The organism is Pseudomonas sp. LB3P93, assembly GCF_054898025.1.
This window is the reverse complement of sequence record NZ_CM142713.1, coordinates 6,362,822-6,381,790: the sequence shown is the minus strand read 5'-3', so window position 1 is coordinate 6,381,790 and position 18,969 is coordinate 6,362,822. Positions and strand designations below refer to the sequence as shown.

The window sequence follows — 18,969 nt, the reverse complement described above, 5'->3', positions numbered from 1 at the left end:
TTAAAAAGGAAGTTATATGTCTTTCAATGAAGTGATGCTCCGTGTTCTGCCCCCGGTTGATGGCCACCAGCCTCATATAACGGGAGTCTATGGCGAGCAACGTGCGAGTGGCCCTCATGGAGGGACAGACTTTAATTATATTGGTGGCCAAAATGGCATCAATTTGCAGAATCCAAAAGTTTATGCGCCAATTGCAGGCACAGTCACATTTACTGGTGGGAACTATGGCACGATAAAAATAAAAGATGCGGACGGCAACAGTCATGAGATTTTGCATACAAGCAGTCACATGGTAAGTCAGGGAGCAACCGTTGCTGCAGGTGACGAGATCGGAACAATGGGGGGGAAAGGGCCGAATGGTGTGACCCAATATCCACGTCATGTCCATTATCAAATGAAGGGTCCCAATGGGAACCTCATTAGCCCTGAAGTGTGGTGGAGCCAACAGGAAGCAGCCGCAAGTCCTGCTGCGGCTCCGGCCTCTTCACCTAATGAAGGGCCTACACCACTCATGAACTTTCAATACCCATTCCGAAGGGCAGATGGTAAGCAGTTCACTGATGCAGAAGATGTTTACAAAGCGCTTGAGAGCGAAAAATCAGGGCATTACCTATTGGGTAGCAATAGATTCTGGCATGGCGGCATTCACATCAGCGATGCAAGTGCCCCACAATGCGTCCTAAATGAGCCGATACGCTGCATGGCCGATGGCGAAGTCGTTGCTTATCGGCTGAATGAGGATTATCTGGAATCGACCTTCGGAGACAACGAGAAAAAACTGAAGTACTCCAACTCCTTCTGCCTAGTGCGCCATGAATATAAGTCGGCGCCAAACCCGGAAGAAGGGCCGAATAAAGGTAAGCAAAACAAGCTGAATTTCTACAGTCTGTATATGCATTTGCTACCTTATAAACGCTATCCGCTATCCCCGGATGAAACGCCAAAACCGAAGGTGACCATGAAGGTCGGGGATTTCAAGGCTTATGACGAGGCGCCTTTATCGAGCGACATAACCTCTCCCGGTAAAGTGACTAACGGCACCAAGCTTGAAGTCCTAGAGCAGAAGGACGTCAACAACATCACCTACGCTAAAGGCAAAATTCTTTCCGGCAGCGTGAAGGCTGGTTCGCAAAAAGTTCGCGCCGTAGGAACTGAAATTTGGTTCGCCTATTTGAAGGATGGCGAGCCATACAAAAACTCCCAACATCATCGTATTTGGTCGGCAGACGCCATACCAGAACGCGCAAGGCCAAATTACTGGCAAGGAAAGGTTAAAGCTAGGGCGTCAAAACGGCTGCCACTACATCAGAATCCTGCGAATCCAACAAACGGACAGCCTGCCGGTGCACCCGTCGATGGTGGCCTGGAGTTGGCAGTTAATAGTGTTATCGAGTTCAATAGCAAAGAAGTCGTTAACCTTGTGGTTGGCAACAAATTGCGGCGCATGGCCTTATGCACACTGGTGTCTGGCGGCGTATGGCAGCCAACAGGGAATGCACCACCGACATTCTGGACGATCGTCGAAAACGATCCAGCAAGTCAGTATGTGCAGTGGGAGACGGTGACTCCTACGGACTTTGATAACGTTGTATCAACCAGTACTGGCATCAAGGCTGGCGATCCGATTGGTTACTTGGGACAAACCGAAAACCTCACCGGCGAAGAGGGTGGTGTGGCGAGCAAATATCAAGTTCATGTCGAGATCTTCACTGCCGAAAATGACGTGAAAGAATTCCTCAAGAACCCTGCCGGACTGAAGATCGGCAAGCAGTACCTGCATCTGCCGGTGGGAGCCGAACTGAAGAAAAAAGCGCCGGCAACGAGCACCACGCCACTCAAGAAGGAACATGCGATTGACTTGAGTAAGGCACCGATTATCAAGGAAGGTAACGACGATTATTACGAAGTCAGCGTGATCGAGGACGATCAGCCGGTCACCGGACTGGTGAAGAAAGCAGGTGCGGAAATCATCACACAGCATGATTGGGAAAAGCTTGGCTTTCAGATTGTTGAGGAAACAAACGCTACGGCGGACGGATTTCTTGACCCTGAAGACATGCCACAGTTCTTCAAGGATCTCTTTGCGAAAATCGATAATAACCATGATGGTGAAGTTGATCCGGGCGAACTCGTTGACGCTTTGAAGAACGCTGATACGCGAGCGCAGTGGACGAAGCTTATCGCTCATCACCCAACTGAGTGGAAAGACAAGTCAGATTCTGCCAAGTGGAGCAAGCTTGATAAGTTGCTGGAGGCGTCACCGAAAACGTTAAAGCATGAAAAAGAAAGAATAAGTAAATACGTTTTTTGGGAAGAGCTTGCTGGCAAAGCAGCTGTAAGCTCAGATGTTGTTTGGCATTTCCATTCTGTTGCATTCGTAGAGAATTTATTATCGACTACCTGTATTCCTCTCAGTAAGGCAAAGGAAATTGCGCTGCTGGTTTCTTCTGGGTATGAAGGGAAAAGCAAACTCGATTACGAAGCACTGGCGGGTAATTTTGATGGGCAGGGTATGTCGTTTGGCATCATTCAGTGGAACTTTGGCCAAGGCACGCTTGGTCCGGTATTGTTAGAGATGCGTGCAGCCGATCAGGCTAAATTTGATGCATGCTTTGGCGCAAATATGAATTTCCAGACATTGCTCAATACACTGAATGCTGCAAACACAACGGCGCAGATGAACTGGGCGATCGGAATTATTTCCAGTAATAACGCTGGCTGGAAATCCGCATTTAAAAAGCTTGGTGAGGTTGAAGCCTTCCAGAAAATTCAGCTGGATCATGCTGCCAAATATAATAATAATATAATTTCTTGCCTTAAGTTGATGCGTGAACTAGCGCCGAACCTGATGGTTAAAGTTAAGTTGCGAACCTATTGTGCGCTTTATGATTTATGTGTTCAGCAAAATAACTTGTCGAAGGCCGAGGAGTTGATTCGTGCGGAGTTTCCGACCGCCAACATCACGACGCAAAAAGAACTTGTTATTTTTGTGTGTAAGAAACGCGCAGAGAAGGCATCAACGGCTTATCGAGCTGATGCGTTTAGCCGGCGCATGGGTATCATTCAAGGGCAGAAATATACTGCGACGATGAGTGGTAATACTGCGTCGCGAGAAAATGGTAACTACGGAATGATTATTGAGGGTGATATTTGTGAACTTTAACAGCCGTTGGTTATATGTGTTTCTGTTACTGGTATCTTCCGCGTGGGGCGAGGGTAAAAAGCTGGCATGCGATCCGGATACCAATGTTTGCTCTGTGGCCATTGCAGAGAATTATTGTGGGCCTGACGGAGTAGCCAAGTCCAAGTGGGACATCCGAGGTGGAGATTACGTGCTGAGCTGTGAATGTGACTGCACTACTCAAGAGAATATCTTCTGGTTTGTCAGTCAGGACGGAAAAGTTAAAACACTTGAGGCGAGTAAGGTTGTAAGTGCGGCAGATATTGTAAAAAATAAATCGGGTGTTCCTGACTCATTTGGAGCGGTACCCTATTGCAAGGTAATAAAAACAAATCATGATCGACTTGTTTATTTGCAGAAGGGACCAAGTGCCTCTGAGTCATCGCAACCATACTGTTACTCAGTCGTTGAGCAAGATGCAGCAGAAGCCTGTACAACTGAAGATTGCATGCAGAAAAAAGGACTGGTAGAGAAAACTGTTGCGAGCCTGAAAGGTGAGATTCTGACAGAGTTCAAGAATGCAACATCTCGGCTCTATAAAAATAAAGAAGCGTTCGTGAGTTTTCCGAAACGAGGTTTTATAGAGAAGTATATAATTGACTATGGTTACTCGAGTGGTGATCAGCAAAGCTTTAATGATATTGCTTATTTTTGGCAGCAGGCCGGTTTCAATGAGGATGCTATTTGGTTGTTGGGAAAAGTCATTGCCGATAATCCGAAGCGAGTCGTAGCCTATCTGAATATTGCAGATGCATATTGGTCGGAAGGCGACAAAGCTACCGCCGCGAAAAACTATAAAGCGTATAACGAGCTTATGATAGCAGGCGGTAAACAGCAAAAAATTCCTGAGCGTTCGAAGGAGCGTAGTGTTCTGAAGTAGAAAGTAAAGGGGCGATTTGTGAGTTGGCTTTGTTGCGGTCGGTATATAAATCTGGAGTAAGGGGACGGATTTATTTTTCAAACTAATCCGTCCCCTTACAGTTCTTACGTTTTCGCCTGCTGCCTTCTCATCTCCAACTCATCCAGACGATCCAAAGCACGCTCCACCAAAAGCTGCACACCATCCGCCATTCTGCTCAGTGCCAAGGCTACGGACCGCCGAGTGCCTTCGACATCGTCTGCCAGATCGGCTGCGATTGCGCTGATCGAAAGTAGGTCTTCGGAGGCATTGGCCAACAAGGCTTCGGTGTCGATATCGAGGGACACGGTGAAGAGATTGCCTTTACGGCGCTTGGGCGTTTTTCCGTTGGCTGGGGGGAAGTAATGGGCGAAAGCGCGGTCGGCAGCTTCTTTATTGAGTTTTTCGGTGTCGAGGAATTCTTCAGTAGAGGTACCAGATTTGTCTGGCGGATTGGGCGTGACCTTGAACATGTATGTATCTCCATCTGTATTTTGGGAGCCACCACCGTTCGCTTGCACGCGAATAAGGTGGCAACTGTGCGCAGGTGTGCAAGACCGGGCAGACGGACCCCGGCAGATCGCTCTCGAAAGAAAGATCTCCCACGCACAGCCGCCATAAAACAGGCGCCACGAGCAGTAATCTGCTCGACCAGCGACCAATGACGTTGTGCGTCGTCTTTTACCCGGACTTGCACGTCCGTGTCATCGTTTTTTGCGGTGACAAGTAAAGGTTAGCGGTGGAAGCAAGGGGCGAATAGTTCATGAACAGCCCCACGTCTTGCAGGAAATGTCCGATAAACATGACATCCCTGTAGGGGCAAAATCAAAAGGCCGTGATTCCGTTTAAATAGTTGCGGCATGTAATAGATCGGTCTGACAGTGACGGCCTGTCGGCGTAACGGATGACTACCGAACAGGGAGCAAGCAATGTTCAACTCCGCTAACGAAACCCACTTCAGCCTGACCGTCGACGGTTCTCAAGGCGATCAGGTGGGCGACCTGCAAGTGCTGTCGTTCACCGGCACTGAAGGCATCAGCCAGCCGTATCGCTTCGACCTCGAACTGGTCAGCGAAAACCCCGATCTGGACCTGGAAAAACTCCTGCACAAACAGGCGTTCCTGGCGTTCGACCCACAGGGTTCCGGCATCCACGGCCAGATCTACCGCGTCGCCCAAGGTGACGCCGGCAAGCGCCTGACCCGCTACAAAGTCTCCCTGGTGCCGCAACTGCAATACCTGCATCACCGCACCAACCAGCGCATCTACCAACAGATGTCCGCGCCGAAAATCATCGCGCTGATCCTCGACGAGCACGGCATCAAGGGCAACTCGTACAGCTTCCAGCTCAGCCAGCCCTGCCCGGATCGCGACTACTGCGTGCAGTACGACGAAACCGACCTGCACTTCGTCCAGCGCCTGTGCGAAGAGGAAGGCATTCACTACCACTTCCAGCACAGCGAGAAAGGTCATCTGCTGGTGTTCGGTGACGACCAGACCGTGTTCCCGAAACTCGGCCAGCCGACGGCGTATGTGCAAGGCAGCGGCATGGTCGCCGACGAACCTGTGATCAAAGGCTTCAAACTGCGCCTCGAAACCCGCACCGGCCGCGTCACCCGCCGCGACTACGACTTCGAAAAACCGCGCCTGCAACTCGAAGCCGCCTACAAGCCCGACGGCGAAAGCACCGAACCGGATCTGGAAGATTACGACTACCCCGGCCGCTTCCTCGACCGCGCGCGCGGCAAATTCCTCAGCCAACGCGCCCTCGAACGCCATCGTGCCGACTACCAGCAAGCCGAAGGCCACGGCGACCAGACCAAACTGATCAGCGGCCACTTCCTGGAAATGTCCGACCACCCGCGCACCGAGTGGAACGACCTCTGGCTGCTCACCGAAATCGTCCACGAAGGCAAACAACCGCAAGTCCTCGAAGAATCGGTGACCAGCGACACCACCGACAACAAAGACGACTTCCACCAGGGCTACCGCAACCGCTTCCTCGCCACCCCGTGGGCCGTGTTCTACCGCCCCGCGCTGCAACACCCCAAACCCCGCGTCCTCGGCAGCCAGACCGCCATGGTCACCGGTCCCAAAGGTGAAGAGATTCACTGCGACCAATACGGCCGCATCAAAGTGCAATTCCACTGGGACCGCGAAGGCTTGGCGGATGACAAAACCAGCTGCTGGATGCGCGTTTCTTCGAGTTGGGCCGGGGATCGGTATGGCGCCATCGTTATCCCGCGCATCGGCATGGAAGTGCTCGTCACTTTCCTCGAAGGCGACCCCGACCAACCGCTGGTGACCGGTTGCCTGTACCACAAGGAAAACCAGGTTCCCTACGAACTGCCGGCCAATAAAACTCGCACCGTGTTCAAAACCCTCAGCTCACCGGGGGGAGGTGGGTTTAATGAACTGCGGATTGAAGACAAGAAGGGAGCGGAGCAGATCTTTATTCATGCCCAGCGGGATTGGGATGAAAACATTGAGCATGATCAGAAGATCCGCGTGGGTAACGAACGCCACGATACGGTGGTCAAGAACACCTACACCGAGCTCAAGGCTGAAGAGCATCGCACCACGATTGCTGATCGCAAGGTTGAAACGCGGCTGGATGATCACCTGACGATTGGGCAGAACCAGCATGTGAAGCTGGGGACTGCGCAGCTGACCAGCGTTGGGAAAGAGATTCATCTGAAGGCTGGGGCGAAGATTGTTATTGAGGCTGGCAGCGAGCTGACCATTTTGGGTGGTGGCAGCTTTATCAAGCTGGATGCCGGTGGGGTGACGGTTGTTGGGCCGGTGGTGAAGATTAATGCGGGTGGTTCGGCGGGGTCGGGGACTGGGATCGGGATTAAACCGCCGGTGCTGCCGGGGGCGGCGGATAAGGATAAGGCGGGGAGTTTGATGGATCAGGCGTTGGGGAATGCGGTGCCGGAGAAGGTTAAACCGAAGGCTTTTTTTGTGTTTTCTGAGTGATGAGTTTCGTGATGACAACAAACAAACACGTAAGGCTGGTGAAGTGGTGCTCCATCGCATTGCTGACCTTAGGTATGCACACTGGTGCCTTTGCCTCGTCGTCCATTGATGCTCAATGTCCGAGCGACAACTTTGCAGAGTTCGTTAAAGTTTTCGCCTCCCAGCCTGAGATACAGAAGGCCTTTATCGCCTCTCCCGTTCAAGAGATTCGAGTGGTTTTCGATGGTGGTAAGCCGAAGGTAGTCAAACGTAAACTCAAAACGCTGGACGCTACTGAATTGAGCGTTCTCATTCCAGAAAAAGCCGCTGAGTCGAATCTCACCATTAAGGTCGAATTACCTAACAAGGTGATCGTCCGTGACCAAACGGGCGGATTTCTGAAAATTTTCGTCTTCAAAAAAGACAACTGCTGGGCTTTGAGCCGTGTCGAAGACTGGTCGCTTGAAAACGTTTCAGAGGGTGTGGCTCGAACGGAAAAACTATCGCCCGGTGAACGAGAGCTGAAGAAAGGTGTGTGGTTTGACCGGTTGGCTAATCATGCTTCGCCCGAGTCCGGTGTTTACCTGTACGCCGCAGCACTGGATAGCTATTTAGCCGGAGCGCAACTCGGTTCGCCGCAGGCTGCATTGTCTGCTGCGGGAATCAGTCTTTCTGGACAAGCTCCGCGCTTGGATAACACCAAAATTTTGGATCTTTTGGTCGCTGCTTCAAAAAGCATTCCCGGCGCAGGCGTGACGCTTGCAAATTTTTACTGCGATGAGGGTGAATACGACGACAAGCACGTCTGTATCAATCCGCAACAGTCAATGGCCGCATTGGAAAGCGCCGCGCGCCGAGGCTCAGTTGATGCACTTATCCAACTAGGAGAGGTGTATGAAGTCGGCACTGTCGTCCCTGCTGATCTGCCCAGAGCAATGGCGTGTTATCAGGAGGTTCAGAAAACGGATCGTGAGTCCGGTGCGCGAGGCGTTGACCACTTAGCGGCCCAAGGCGTCGTCGCTGAAAACTCAACTCAATGTCTTAAAGCAGGAAGCTTCCGATGAGTACTGGACTACTTGAACAGCGGGCTAACTACCCACATAGCCAATATGAATACGGCCCTGCGAAAGGGTATGCCGACGCCGACGCCGACGGTCGCAAGGAAATCGATTGCTCAGGGCTGTTGTACCGAATGTTGAAGGATGCGGGATATTCAATCCCATACCTGACAACGGGACAGTTAAATGTTGATGTAACCCATTTTGAAGTCATCCCGCTCGCGAGCGTCGAGCCCGGTGATATTGCACTCTGGATTAATTTCCACGGGCATACGGGGGTAGTCGAGGACATCAACTCAGTACGGACTGCGGGGAATTTTTTCGGCTCGCAATCTTCTTCTGGGCCGAAATCCGCTAAGTATGGGCACCAGAGCGGTTACTGGCCGATGCCAGAAAAGTTTTTGCGTCCGAAAGCTCAATACAGAACTGGTGCACAACCGGCGCCTGCGGCGGCGCCAACCCCAGTACCTGCTCCGGCGGGACCTGCACCCCTAATGAATTTTCAATACCCCTTCCGAAAGGCTGACGGGAAGCAGTTCACTGACACAGAGGAAATTTGCAAAGCGCTCGAAAATGAGAAGTCAGGTCATTACTTGTTAGGTAGCAACAAATTTTGGCATGGCGGCATCCACATCAGTAATGCAAGTGCTCCGCAATGCGTACTCAATGAGCCGGTTCGCTGTATGGCCGATGGTGAGGTCGTCGCGTACCGGTTGAATCAGGACTACTTAGAATCGACCTTCGGTGATAACGAGAAAAAGCTGAAGTACTCCAACTCTTTCTGTTTGGTGCGCCATGAGTACAAATCGGCGCCAAACCCGGAAGAAGGGCCGAATAAAGGTAAGCAAAACAAGCTGAATTTCTACAGTCTGTATATGCATTTGCTACCTTATAAACGCTATCCGCTATCCCCGGATGAAACGCCAAAACCGAAGGTGACCATGAAGGTCGGGGACTTCAAGGCTTATGACGAGGCGCCCTTGTCGAGTGACATAACCTCTCCCGGGAAAGTGACTAACGGTACCAAGCTTGAAGTTCTGGAGCAGAAGGACGTCAACAACATCACCTACGCTAAAGGCAAAATTCTTTCCGGCAGCGTGAAGGCTGGTTCGCACAAAGTTCGGGACGTAGGTGCTGAAATTTGGTTCGCTTATTTGAAAGATGGCGAGCCATACAAAAACACCCAGCATCATCGTATTTGGACGGCAGACGCCATACCAGAACGAGCAAGGCCAAATTACTGGCAAGGAAAGGTTAAAGCTAGGGCGTCTAAACGTCTGCCACTGCATCAGAATCCGGCGAATCCAACAAACGGGCAACCTGCCGGTGCGCCCGTCGATGGTGGCCTGGAGTTGGCCGTCAATAGTGTTATCGAGTTCAATAGCAAGGAAGTTGTAAACCTTGTGGTTGGCAACAAATTGCGGCGCATGGGCTCATGCACACTTGTGTCTGGCGGAGTGTGGCAGCCAACGGGGAATGCACCGCCGACATTCTGGACGACCGTCGAAAACGATCCAGCAAGTCAGTATGTGCAGTGGGAGACGGTGACTCCTACGGACTTTGATAGCGTTGTATCAACCAGTACCGGCATCAAGGCTGGCGATCCGATTGGATACTTGGGGCAGACGGATAATCTCACTAGCGAGCAAGGCGCGTCGGACAGCAAGTTTCAGGTTCACGTCGAAATATTCACCGCCGAGTCGGAAGTGAAAGATCTCCTCAAAAACCTCGCTGGCCTTAAAACAGGTAAGCAGTACCTTCAATTGCCGACCGGAACAGAGCTCAAGAAAGTAGCCCCGGCGACCGGCACGACGCTGCTAAAGCTCGACCACGCCGTCGACCTCAGCAAGGCCCCGGTGATCAAGGTCGGCACGGAAGACTGGTGCAACGTAAGCGTCACCGACGACGGTCAACCGGTCAGCGGACTGGTAAATAAAGCAGGCGCGAACATCATCACCCAGCATGATTGGGAAAAACTCGGATTCCAGATTGTTGAAGAAACAAACGCAACGGCGGATGGTTTCCTTGATCCCGAAGACATGCCGCAGTTCTTCAAAGACTTGTTCGCCAAAATTGACACAAACCACGACGGCCAAGTCGATTCAGCTGAGCTCGCGAATGCGTTAAAAAATGCTGAAACACGTGCACGCTGGTCGAAGCTAATCGCTCATCATCCGACCGAGTGGAAGGACAAAGCGGACTCTGCAAAGTGGAGCAAGTTGGATCAGCTATTGGAAACCTCCCCGAAGACGCTGAAGCATGAAAAAGAGCGGATCAGCAAGTATGTTTTTTGGGATGAGCTTTCCGGGAAAGCGGCCATCGAATCAGGTTTGATTTATCACTTTCATCCAATCGGTTTTATCGCAAACTCCCTTGCCGTGGAAGATGACAATGATTTGAGGTGGCTGAAGGTCGATAGAGGTCAGTTGACATTTGACGTGGAGGGGAATGATCTGGAAGATCCGGCGAACCCATTGCATATGTATTTCAGTCGGAAGGTCCATTGGCCTGGGGGCGTTTCTGGAGTCACGATCGGGAGAGGCTACGACCTTGGCCAGAGACCTAATCCCGAAAGTGATCTTGCTGCTGTAGGTATTAAAGAACCATTGCTGGGTTGGCTATTGGGGGCAAAAGGTTTAAGTGGAAGTGCCGCAAGAAATTATCTGCAGAGCGCGAGCCCAGAAATCAGAAAAATATTCATAACCCGGAAACAGCAGCATCAATTGTTCGTGCCAATTTATGAATTCATGAAAAGTGAAGTTGTGAGGATATCGGATAAGACCGATGCTATTAATCTTTACGGTCGTTTGAGTTGGGATTCTACAAATCCTAGAATTCAGGATATGGCCATCGACTTGATTTATCGAGGTGACTACACAGGGGATTCCAGGGCCCTTATTCAAAGACATATGACGGACAATAATTTGTCTGCATTTTCAGATGTAATAGGCGATCGTTCGAAATGGGGCAATGTGCCTGAAGATCGGTTCAATAGACGTGTTGATTATCTTAGGTGATTTATGAAATTTTCGAAGTTGGTACCATTGTTTTGTGTTTTTTACCTGGGACACGCAGCAGCCGAAATTCCAGATATCGGCTCTGTCTCGGAAGTCGGGGCCGGCCGCGTTGGCAATAATGTCGTCAGGTATGTAAAAACATTCGGTAATAGTTGTCTTGATGTTCAGGTGATTAGCCCTGAAAAAAACTGGAAAGTTCTGTCCTCTTCGAACTTCTGTACCTTTGAAGGTAAAAAATTCGGTTCGGACTTTGCTGATGCTGGTTTCGAGGATATTTCGGTGAAAGCTGACGGGGTTCATTTGACACTTAGCCTTATCCCTCTGCAGCCAACCGGTGAGCAGCGCAGAAGCTGTGTCATTCCTGTAACGGCAGCGGTAATTAAAGACCTGAGCTGTTCCGAAGCAGGGAAATAACTGCGAGGCGTCAGATTAATTTAGCTGTCTCCATCTTTGATTAAGGGAGGCAGCAAATAAATCCGCCTCCTTGGTTGAGTGTGGGTAGTGTGATGGTGGTTGACAGGGTTTGTTAGTTGTATTGTTTTTGGGCTGTATATAAGTGCGTTCGCTGTTTTGTTTCAGTATATGCATCAATACAAGGAAATAGTATTGAATAAGTTTTTGTTGTTGGTGATGTTCTTATGTCCACCGATTGTGGCTGCTGAACCGATCTTTCAATCCCTGCGGTCGTGCATGCAGAAAGGGAGTGCCACGAATAATTGCTCGGTGGTGCTGGATGGTAATGGTTATATGTTGGATGCCGGTTCCGGTAAGAAGTTATCCGACACGGCGGAGCCGACTGGCGCTTTGAATTCGTTTGAGCTCTATCGGGATGGCCGTCAGTACATTCTGGCTAATGAAAGTTCTTCCAGTGCTCGGTCCCGCCGCTGGGTGGTGTTTGGATACGAAGGTGGAATAATTGAACTACAAAGGATTTATATCTTCTCCTTTGATACCTCTAAACAGTCGGGGCCTTACTGGCACGGTTACGACTGCCGACCTGACTCCAAACAATTTGCTCCGCCAAGCGGTATGCCTTTCAGCGAATCAGCTATGCAGGCATTGTGTGGAGATGTTGAGGGTGACGTGGTAGTTGTGCCGAGAGTCCCATCCGTCTCCGTGCCCTCCAAATCCTTGGCCGTAAGTGTTCCCGTGTATACAGCACGAACCCGTGTCGGCGTTGCGACTTACGTATTTGCCGGAAATGGCGATCCGAATCTGCCGACGGTGTCCTGCTTGTCCAATTGCGTTTCCGGCACATCAGAAAAGGCTAGGCCTCCGGCGGCGAATGCTTCATCTGCTTCAAGTGTTTCCGCTAGCGCCAAGGAAGCCTGCAACCCCGACAGTTTCACCAATACAGATTTGATTATTTGCGGCCAGCAAAGCCTCGAAAAAGTGGATGCCTTGTTGAATGAGCAATACAAAAAAGCGTTGGCCAGTTTGTCTCCTGCAGACAAGAAGCAACTGAGCGATGTGCAAAGAAAGTGGGTGAGTTTCAAAGAAGCGTATTGCGAGGATATCTATCAGTCCGTTTTTCCGGGAGCGGAGGCTCCCATCGATAAGCTTGCGTGCTTGGCGCAGACAACCACCGCCCGGTTGGGTGAGCTCATTTATCTACAGACAGGAACGCCGAATGATGGCTTTTACAAAGCTGCTTCGTTGATGGCAGGGCAGGATCGCGAAAGCGGTCTGAAGGCCTCGATCAATCTGCTCGGAGGGGGAGACTTCGACGATCCGGTTTGGAAGCAATATGCGGTCGGGCAGTGCGAGATGAGTTTCCGTCTGTTTCGTGAAGATCTCGCTTATTGCGCTGTGCGAATGCGCTTTCAGTTACCCATGAACCGCTAAAGGAATGATCGGTTTGAAATATTTTTCTTCGTTTTTTGTAGCCTTGCTACTCCTCTGTCCAATGGCGGCTCACAGTGAAATCACAACCGAGGTCTATTGCTTCCGCTCGCAGGAAGGCAAAAGCATCAATTTTGAGTTCAGACGCTATTTCGATTCGGTCGTTAAATGGAGCGGCGCGAACGTCAAATACAGCAAGTCAAAAACGGCAATTGGTCTTGTCTACAAAAATTCCGAGGAAGAAGTCATGGATCCGGATCGGCCGTCTCAATTTACGACGACCTGGGTTGAAGTCTCCGATGGCGTGGTATCGGGAGATTATGAAATGGTCAGCCAAGGTGCCCGCATTTACGGGATGACTTACACAAACTACAAAACCCAAAAGAAGTATTCATTCGATCAAGATATCGGTATGGATGCGTCGCCAGGAACGGGTTGCCAATGGTGATTTCATTTCGTTTTCTCGGGGGGCGTGCATGAAAGCTGTTGCCCTCTACAGTCTCATTTTCCCCCTATTTGTAATGTCGGCTCATGCGGCACCCACCCTGTTGAATGTGGAGCAATCGTTGCCGGTCGCTGTAACTGCTGCCATCGCTGCGGAGAATGAGATGCGTGCAGAGGACGTTCATCCAATCCCCTTCGGTGCTTTAAGTTGGAAGGGCGGTGTAATGGTTGCGGTGGTGTTTGAAGATTCAATACCGAACTGCGCCATCTACACTTATCAGAGTGGCTTGCTGGATTCCGCGTTTACAGGAGCACCCTGCAAATTTAAAGGGCCGCCAAAATTGATGGCCGACAGGAATGGTCCTTTGCCCGATGTCGTATTTGATTTGGAGGTTTTCCTACCGAATCGGGGCGCCATGGCGACCCATACGGTGGCATTTTATTACGATGTCCAGAAAGAAGCTTTCTGCGAGAGCCAATTGCTTGCCGACTGGTATCAGTCGGGAAACAGAAGTCTGATCCCTGATCTTCAGGATGGACGATGTAACGTTGGGTCTATCGCAGCTGACGGAAAGTCATAAAAAAGCGAATTTCAAATTTTCAAAAAAGGGGACGCCAAGTCCCCTTTTTCTATTCGCGTTCCTGTTACACCTTCCCCCGATGCTCCGCCGGATTCGGCGAATCAATGTGATCCAGCGCTCGCTCCACCAACAACCGGACCCCATCCGCCAATCTGCTGAGCGCCAAGGCTAGGGAGCGACGTGCACCGTCCACGTCGTCGGCCAGGTTGGCGGCGATGGCGCTGATGGATAACAGGTCTTCCGAGGCGTTAGCCAGGAGGGCTTCGGTGTCGATGTCGGGGGAGACGGCGAAGAGGTTGCCTTTGCGAGGTTTGGGTTTATCGCCGGGTGGTGGGGCGAAATGGTGGTCGAGCGCGCGTTCGGCGGCTTCGTGGAGTTTCTTCGAATCGAGGGATTCGTAGGGGGATGTAGCTTCGTTTGCTGGTGGATTCGGTGTTGGCTTGATCATAAGTGTTATCCCGTAATTATGGAGCCGACACCGTTTCGCTTGCACTTCGAAAGAGGTGGCAGCTGTGCATAGGTGTGCAAGACCGGCGGGATTACCCGGCAGACCCGAAGGTCTCCCATACACAACTGCCATAACGGTTCGCGAGCATAGGAAAATGCTCGATGAATTGCCATAACCATTGTGTATCCCGCCGGACTTGCACGTCCGTGTCACCGATTTTGCGGCGACGAACAAAGCCTATCGATGAAGCCAAACCCTGCCTAGTTCACGAACAGCACCACGTGTTGAAGGAAATATCCGATGGCGTCGAGCGTAGAAAGATCAAAATCTTCACGCTTTTAAACACCCTTGCTTCGTCAATGACTTGGTAGTCATCAGCGTCAAAAACTAGGGCATCTTCTTCTATCGCTGCACAACAGTGGCGTTCTCGCTTGAAGCCGCTACACTGCGCCGGCCGTTCACTTTTCTCTTGAGGCTGTGCGCATGAAATTTCGTTTTCTACTGTGGATGCTGGGTTTGTTGATGGGTAAGGCCAGTCGGACTAATCCTGCGTTTCAGCAGCAGTTGGGTGACAAGGAATTGGTGTTCCAGCTACAGACCCTGGACGGGAAAGTGGCGCGGCATTTCTTTGTGAAGGATCAGCGCATTACCAGCAAGTCGGGCGTGTATGCCGAGCCGGCGTTTGCGATTGCGTTCAAGGATGCGGCGTATGGCTTTGCCACGATGCAGGCGAAGAACAAGCAGTTGGCGTTTATGACGGGGATTCAGGACAAGTCGATTCAGATCAAGGGCAATCCGGCGCTGGTGATCTGGTTTCAGGGGTTGACCAAGTATTTGAAGCCGCGGAAGGCGAAGGCTAAAGCCAAGGCTTAAGGTCGGAGGTAAACCCTGTGGCGAGGGAGCTTGCTCCCGCTGGGCTGCGAAGCGGCCCTAAAGCCTGGCCTCGGTTGTATCTGACACGCCGCGTTGGCTGGGTTGCGCCTGCTGCGCAGTCGAGCGGGAGCAAGCTCCCTCGCCACAGAGGTGTGGTGATTCAGAGATACCGAGTTGGATTCATCGCGAACAGGCTCGCTCCTACAGGGGGTTGTGGTGATTCAGGTGGATCGGCGGGGGATTCATCGCGGGCAAGACCGCTCCCACAGGGATTGCGTAAATCTTGTGTGTGCGTGGCTTGCCCGCGATGCTTTTAGGCTTGGCTGAATTGTGAAGCCAGTGCGCGCAGCAGAACTTCAGCCTCAAGCACTTTGCTGACGACGTCGTTGGCTTTGTCGCGCGTCAAACCCACACGCTCCAGCAACGCATCCGGGATGTCCTCGTCCGGGTCGGAGCCAATCCCGCGTCCAAGCGGCAATCGCACCGCCAAACACACAAGGTTCTGATACTCGGCATACGTGCCGTGCTGGAAGCGCAGCGCGGTGACGAGTTTGTCGGGCATGTCCCGGTAGCGAATCAACCATGAGCCTATCTTCGTTAAGCGCAAAGTCGGTGTTTCAATGAAACTCTGGCTCCGCGTGTCACCAATGTGTCTCTCAAAGACAGTAATACTGTTATTTATGACAGGTGTTTGATGGTGCCACTGACTGCTCTACTGGTGTGGGAGAAGCCCATCGGGGGCTCTCAATCACCTTGATGGAGCAAGATCATGAGTCAACTGCAAGTGGAAAAAAATGCCGGTAATCTAGACCCGGCGTTTGGTGATCACGGAGTGGTAACTGTGCCGATTGGAAGTACCGGAGCCATTTCGTCGGCCGTTCTCGCGCTACCTGAAGGCAAGCTGCTTATTGCCGTTGAGCCATACGTGGGAGAGCCCTCGTTTACAGTGGCGCGTCTGAATGAGGATGGAACGCTTGACTCCGGGTTCGGCGATGAACAAAACGGCGTTGTTCGAGTGATCTTCGAGGATACCGTTGTGTATCCCATATTCGGGCTCATTCCTTTAGCTGATGGCGGGTGGGTAACTTACGGCCAATACGTCTCAAAAAGCTCCGAAGGTTTGGCATTTGTGCGGCAGCGTCAGGACGGCACAGTAGTGGAGTCCTTCGGTTCAGGTGGGGGGCGTTTCATTCCTTACAACGAAATTGGCGTACCCGAGCAAATGCGGGTGAAGGCCGATATTTTGAGTCGGGATGACGAGGATTTTTCCGAAGAGGAACCTAGACTGGCGGGTAATTCCGGGCACTCCGCAGTTGAACAGTCAAACGGCAAGATCCTCTTTTCCGCCAGCGTTTCAGACGGCTCCGGTATTTCAAAAGGGCTTGTGCTGCGTCTTAATTCAGACGGTACGGACGATAAAACGTTTAATGGTGGTTCCGCGATCGTCGAGCTTCCAGGTGTGACGTACGGTCGCAATAGCATCGATTCTATTGCAGTGCAGTTTGATGAAAAAGTGCTGGTGGCTGGTCATTACACAAGCATTCATCCCGCCGGCCCGAAAGGGGCATTCGTGATGCGATTTGACGCATCAGGACAGGTTGATGCCAGCTTTAATGGCGGTGTTGCGGTGACCATTTCTCGTCCCGCGGATCGCTTGATCGATATGAATGCAATATCCGTTAGAGAAAGTGATGGTGGGATCGTAGCGGTTGGTTACGTTTTGAGTAGCTCAGTTCGATACGGGATGATCGTCGTCCTGAACTCCAGCGGATCTTTCAATCGGGTCTTTAACAACGGAATGCCGTTGTACTCGGACATGCTGCCTGAAGGGCTTGGTTGGCGGCGATGTGCCTGGCAAGCAGACGGGGCGATTGTAGTCACCGGCAGCCGCGGTGATGGCTTTGTCGGGGAACAATTGGCACCGGTGACGGCGCGGTACCTTTCTGACGGAACCCTGGATCAGACGTTTAATTTTCGGGGCTGGGCTGTTTTCGATCTTGAGTACGTCTATGAATCCGTACAGGACATGGCGATCATGGCGGATGGACGAATCGTAGTATGTGGCCACCTCTGGCGCGACTCTACCCCTTGGGCTGCGCGTTTTGGCGGGTTTGTTATCCGCTACCTGGCTTGAGGCGGTCAGTCAGAGCGAGTTGGATTCTTCGCGGGCAAGCCACGCTCCTACAGGGATTGCGTAAATCCTGTGGGAGCGTGGTTTGCCCGCGATACTTTTAGGCTTGGCTGAACTGCGAAGCGAGTTCGCGCAGCAGGACTTCAGCTTCGAGGACTTTGCTGACGACGTCGTTGGCTTTGTCGCGGGTCAGGCCGACGCGTTCGAGCAAGGCATCAGGGATGTCTTCGTCCGGGCCGGAGCCGATGCCACGGCTGCGCAGCAGGCGTACGGCCAGGCAGACGAGGTTCGGGTATTCAGCGTAGGCACCGTCGTAGCTCGGATCATGCTGAAAGCGCAGCGCGGTAGCCAGTTCGTCGGGCATGTCCCAGTAGCGCATCAGCCAGGAACCAATCTGTTCGCGGCTGATGCCGAGCAGGTGTTGCTCGACGTAGCTGTGGCACAGGTGCGGGTTGACTTCGAGGTGGCGGCAGATCAGCGAGAAGTGCGGCGGGAACACGTGGGCCAGCAACAGGTAGCCGAAGTTGTGCAGCAGGCCAGCGAGGTAGGTCAGGCCGGCTTCCGGGCGCTGGGCGCGGGGCATGGCGCGGGTCAGGCCTTCGATGACGGCGGCGGTGTAGATCGATTGCTGCCAGTACGGCGTGGTGTGTTGCGGGTGGTCTTTGGGCAGGCTCAGGGTTTTGCCCAGGGCCAGGCCCAGCGCGAGGTTGATCACCAGGTCGAAACCCAGCACACGCACAATCGCATCTTCTACTGAACGAATTTTGCCCGGTGACGCGTAGTACGGCGACGCGGCCCAGCTGACGACTTGGGCGGCCAGCGCCGGGTCGGTTTCGACCACGCCGGTGATGTCGTCGATGGTGGCGTTGGGGTCGACGCGCAACTTGATGATTTTCTGCGCGGTCTCGGCCAGTGGCGGAATCTCGATGGTGGCTTCCAGGCGTTGCTGGATGCGTCGCGCGGTGAACGCCTGGACGGCCTGGGTGATTTCCTCGCGGTCATCGTCGGGGCGGTCGAGGTTCGGGCGGATGCTGGTCAGGTTCTCGCCGAAGTTCGCGGCGCTGGCCTTGGTCAGCATGGTCTTGAAGTCTTCGCTGGCGATTTCCAGCAGCAGGCCCGGCTCGCCCGAGTTGATCAGCAACTTCGGTACGCGCAGCAGGCTTTCTTCGTACAGGCACGGCGAACTGGTCAGCGCCGGCAGGCCGGGCAGCAGGCTCAGGTTGTGCTTGCCGAGCATTTTCACCAGGCGTTCGGTGGGCACGGCGGTGAGGCGGCGACCGGTCAATTCGGCGAGTCGATTGAGGTCCAGCAACTGGCTTTGCGGAAACAGCACCATCAGGGCACCGACCGCGTCGTCCACCAGCACCGCCTGCACTTTGCGCGAGGCGTTGAGGCCGTGGTGGTCGAGTACTTCTTCGTAGGCAATGCCCAATTTGCCCAGCAGCAGCCGAATAACAGACGGAGCGTGCAGGGTGTCGGGGGCGAGGGCAGCTTCTGTCATGGTCTGTATCCGTATTCAAACAATTGCAGGAGTATAAC

At 52.4% G+C, this 18,969-nt stretch carries 14 protein-coding genes and 1 pseudogene; 11 read left to right on the top strand and 4 right to left on the bottom strand.

Annotated elements, in window-relative coordinates:
- The first annotated feature begins 16 nt into the window (after positions 1-16).
- Both ACYZT8_RS29255 and ACYZT8_RS29250 read left to right on the top strand, forming a co-directional pair.
- Positions 17-3,163, top strand: a complete 3,147-nt coding sequence (locus ACYZT8_RS29255; RefSeq protein WP_461977887.1) for a peptidoglycan DD-metalloendopeptidase family protein — start codon at positions 17-19, stop codon at positions 3,161-3,163.
- The gene (locus ACYZT8_RS29250) at positions 3,153-4,061 is read left to right on the top strand and encodes a tetratricopeptide repeat protein (RefSeq protein ID WP_461977885.1); all 909 of its coding nucleotides are present in this window, start codon (positions 3,153-3,155) and stop codon (positions 4,059-4,061) included. The genes ACYZT8_RS29255 and ACYZT8_RS29250 overlap by 11 nt, the downstream gene beginning before the upstream one ends.
- A 104-nt stretch (positions 4,062-4,165) precedes the next feature.
- Here the strand turns inward: ACYZT8_RS29250 and ACYZT8_RS29245 are convergent, their stop codons facing one another.
- Positions 4,166-4,552: a DUF6124 family protein gene (locus ACYZT8_RS29245; RefSeq protein WP_461977883.1), complete on the bottom strand. Its 387-nt coding sequence runs from the start codon at positions 4,550-4,552 to the stop codon at positions 4,166-4,168.
- A 456-nt stretch (positions 4,553-5,008) separates the two neighbouring features.
- On the opposite strand from ACYZT8_RS29245, the gene ACYZT8_RS29240 reads away from it, so the two are divergent.
- The 7 genes from ACYZT8_RS29240 to ACYZT8_RS29210 all read left to right on the top strand — a co-directional run bounded on the left by ACYZT8_RS29240 (position 5,009) and on the right by ACYZT8_RS29210 (position 13,978).
- Positions 5,009-7,057: a type VI secretion system Vgr family protein gene (locus ACYZT8_RS29240; RefSeq protein WP_461977881.1), complete on the top strand. Its 2,049-nt coding sequence runs from the start codon at positions 5,009-5,011 to the stop codon at positions 7,055-7,057.
- Positions 7,058-7,068: 11 nt separating this feature from the next.
- Complete coding sequence (locus ACYZT8_RS29235) at positions 7,069-8,100, top strand: tetratricopeptide repeat protein (protein ID WP_461977879.1); 1,032 nt, start codon at positions 7,069-7,071, stop codon at positions 8,098-8,100.
- The gene (locus ACYZT8_RS29230) at positions 8,097-11,111 is read left to right on the top strand and encodes a hypothetical protein (RefSeq protein ID WP_461977877.1); all 3,015 of its coding nucleotides are present in this window, start codon (positions 8,097-8,099) and stop codon (positions 11,109-11,111) included. Before ACYZT8_RS29235 ends, ACYZT8_RS29230 begins: the two co-directional genes overlap by 4 nt.
- Positions 11,112-11,114: 3 nt before the next feature.
- Positions 11,115-11,525: a hypothetical protein gene (locus tag ACYZT8_RS29225; protein ID WP_461977875.1), complete on the top strand. Its 411-nt coding sequence runs from the start codon at positions 11,115-11,117 to the stop codon at positions 11,523-11,525.
- Positions 11,526-11,717: 192 nt separating this feature from the next.
- On the top strand, positions 11,718-12,956 hold the full coding sequence (locus ACYZT8_RS29220) for a lysozyme inhibitor LprI family protein (RefSeq protein WP_461977873.1): 1,239 nt from the start codon (positions 11,718-11,720) through the stop codon (positions 12,954-12,956).
- A 13-nt stretch (positions 12,957-12,969) separates the two neighbouring features.
- Positions 12,970-13,401 (top strand): hypothetical protein, encoded by a 432-nt coding sequence (locus tag ACYZT8_RS29215; RefSeq protein WP_461977871.1) that lies wholly within the window; start codon positions 12,970-12,972, stop codon positions 13,399-13,401.
- 28 nt (positions 13,402-13,429) lie between these two features.
- The gene (locus ACYZT8_RS29210) at positions 13,430-13,978 is read left to right on the top strand and encodes a hypothetical protein (protein WP_461977869.1); all 549 of its coding nucleotides are present in this window, start codon (positions 13,430-13,432) and stop codon (positions 13,976-13,978) included.
- Positions 13,979-14,042: 64 nt separating this feature from the next.
- Here ACYZT8_RS29210 and ACYZT8_RS29205 read toward each other — a convergent pair whose 3' ends face one another.
- Positions 14,043-14,426, bottom strand: coding sequence for a DUF6124 family protein (locus ACYZT8_RS29205; RefSeq protein WP_461977867.1), 384 nt, complete (start codon positions 14,424-14,426; stop codon positions 14,043-14,045).
- Between the two features lie 483 nt (positions 14,427-14,909).
- Here ACYZT8_RS29205 and ACYZT8_RS29200 point away from each other — a divergent pair, with 483 nt between their 5' ends.
- On the top strand, positions 14,910-15,299 hold the full coding sequence (locus tag ACYZT8_RS29200) for a hypothetical protein (protein ID WP_008150118.1): 390 nt from the start codon (positions 14,910-14,912) through the stop codon (positions 15,297-15,299).
- Between the two features lie 313 nt (positions 15,300-15,612).
- Here ACYZT8_RS29200 and ACYZT8_RS29195 read toward each other — a convergent pair.
- Positions 15,613-15,891 (bottom strand): annotated as a pseudogene (locus tag ACYZT8_RS29195) (histidine kinase); the annotation flags it as partial.
- A 177-nt stretch (positions 15,892-16,068) separates the two neighbouring features.
- On the opposite strand from ACYZT8_RS29195, the gene ACYZT8_RS29190 reads away from it, so the two are divergent.
- Complete coding sequence (locus tag ACYZT8_RS29190) at positions 16,069-17,433, top strand: hypothetical protein (protein ID WP_461977865.1); 1,365 nt, start codon at positions 16,069-16,071, stop codon at positions 17,431-17,433.
- A gap of 97 nt (positions 17,434-17,530) precedes the next feature.
- Here the strand turns inward: ACYZT8_RS29190 and ACYZT8_RS29185 are convergent, their stop codons facing one another.
- Positions 17,531-18,931: an aminoacyl-tRNA deacylase and HDOD domain-containing protein gene (locus tag ACYZT8_RS29185; protein WP_461977863.1), complete on the bottom strand. Its 1,401-nt coding sequence runs from the start codon at positions 18,929-18,931 to the stop codon at positions 17,531-17,533.
- Between the last annotated feature and the right edge of the window lie 38 nt (positions 18,932-18,969).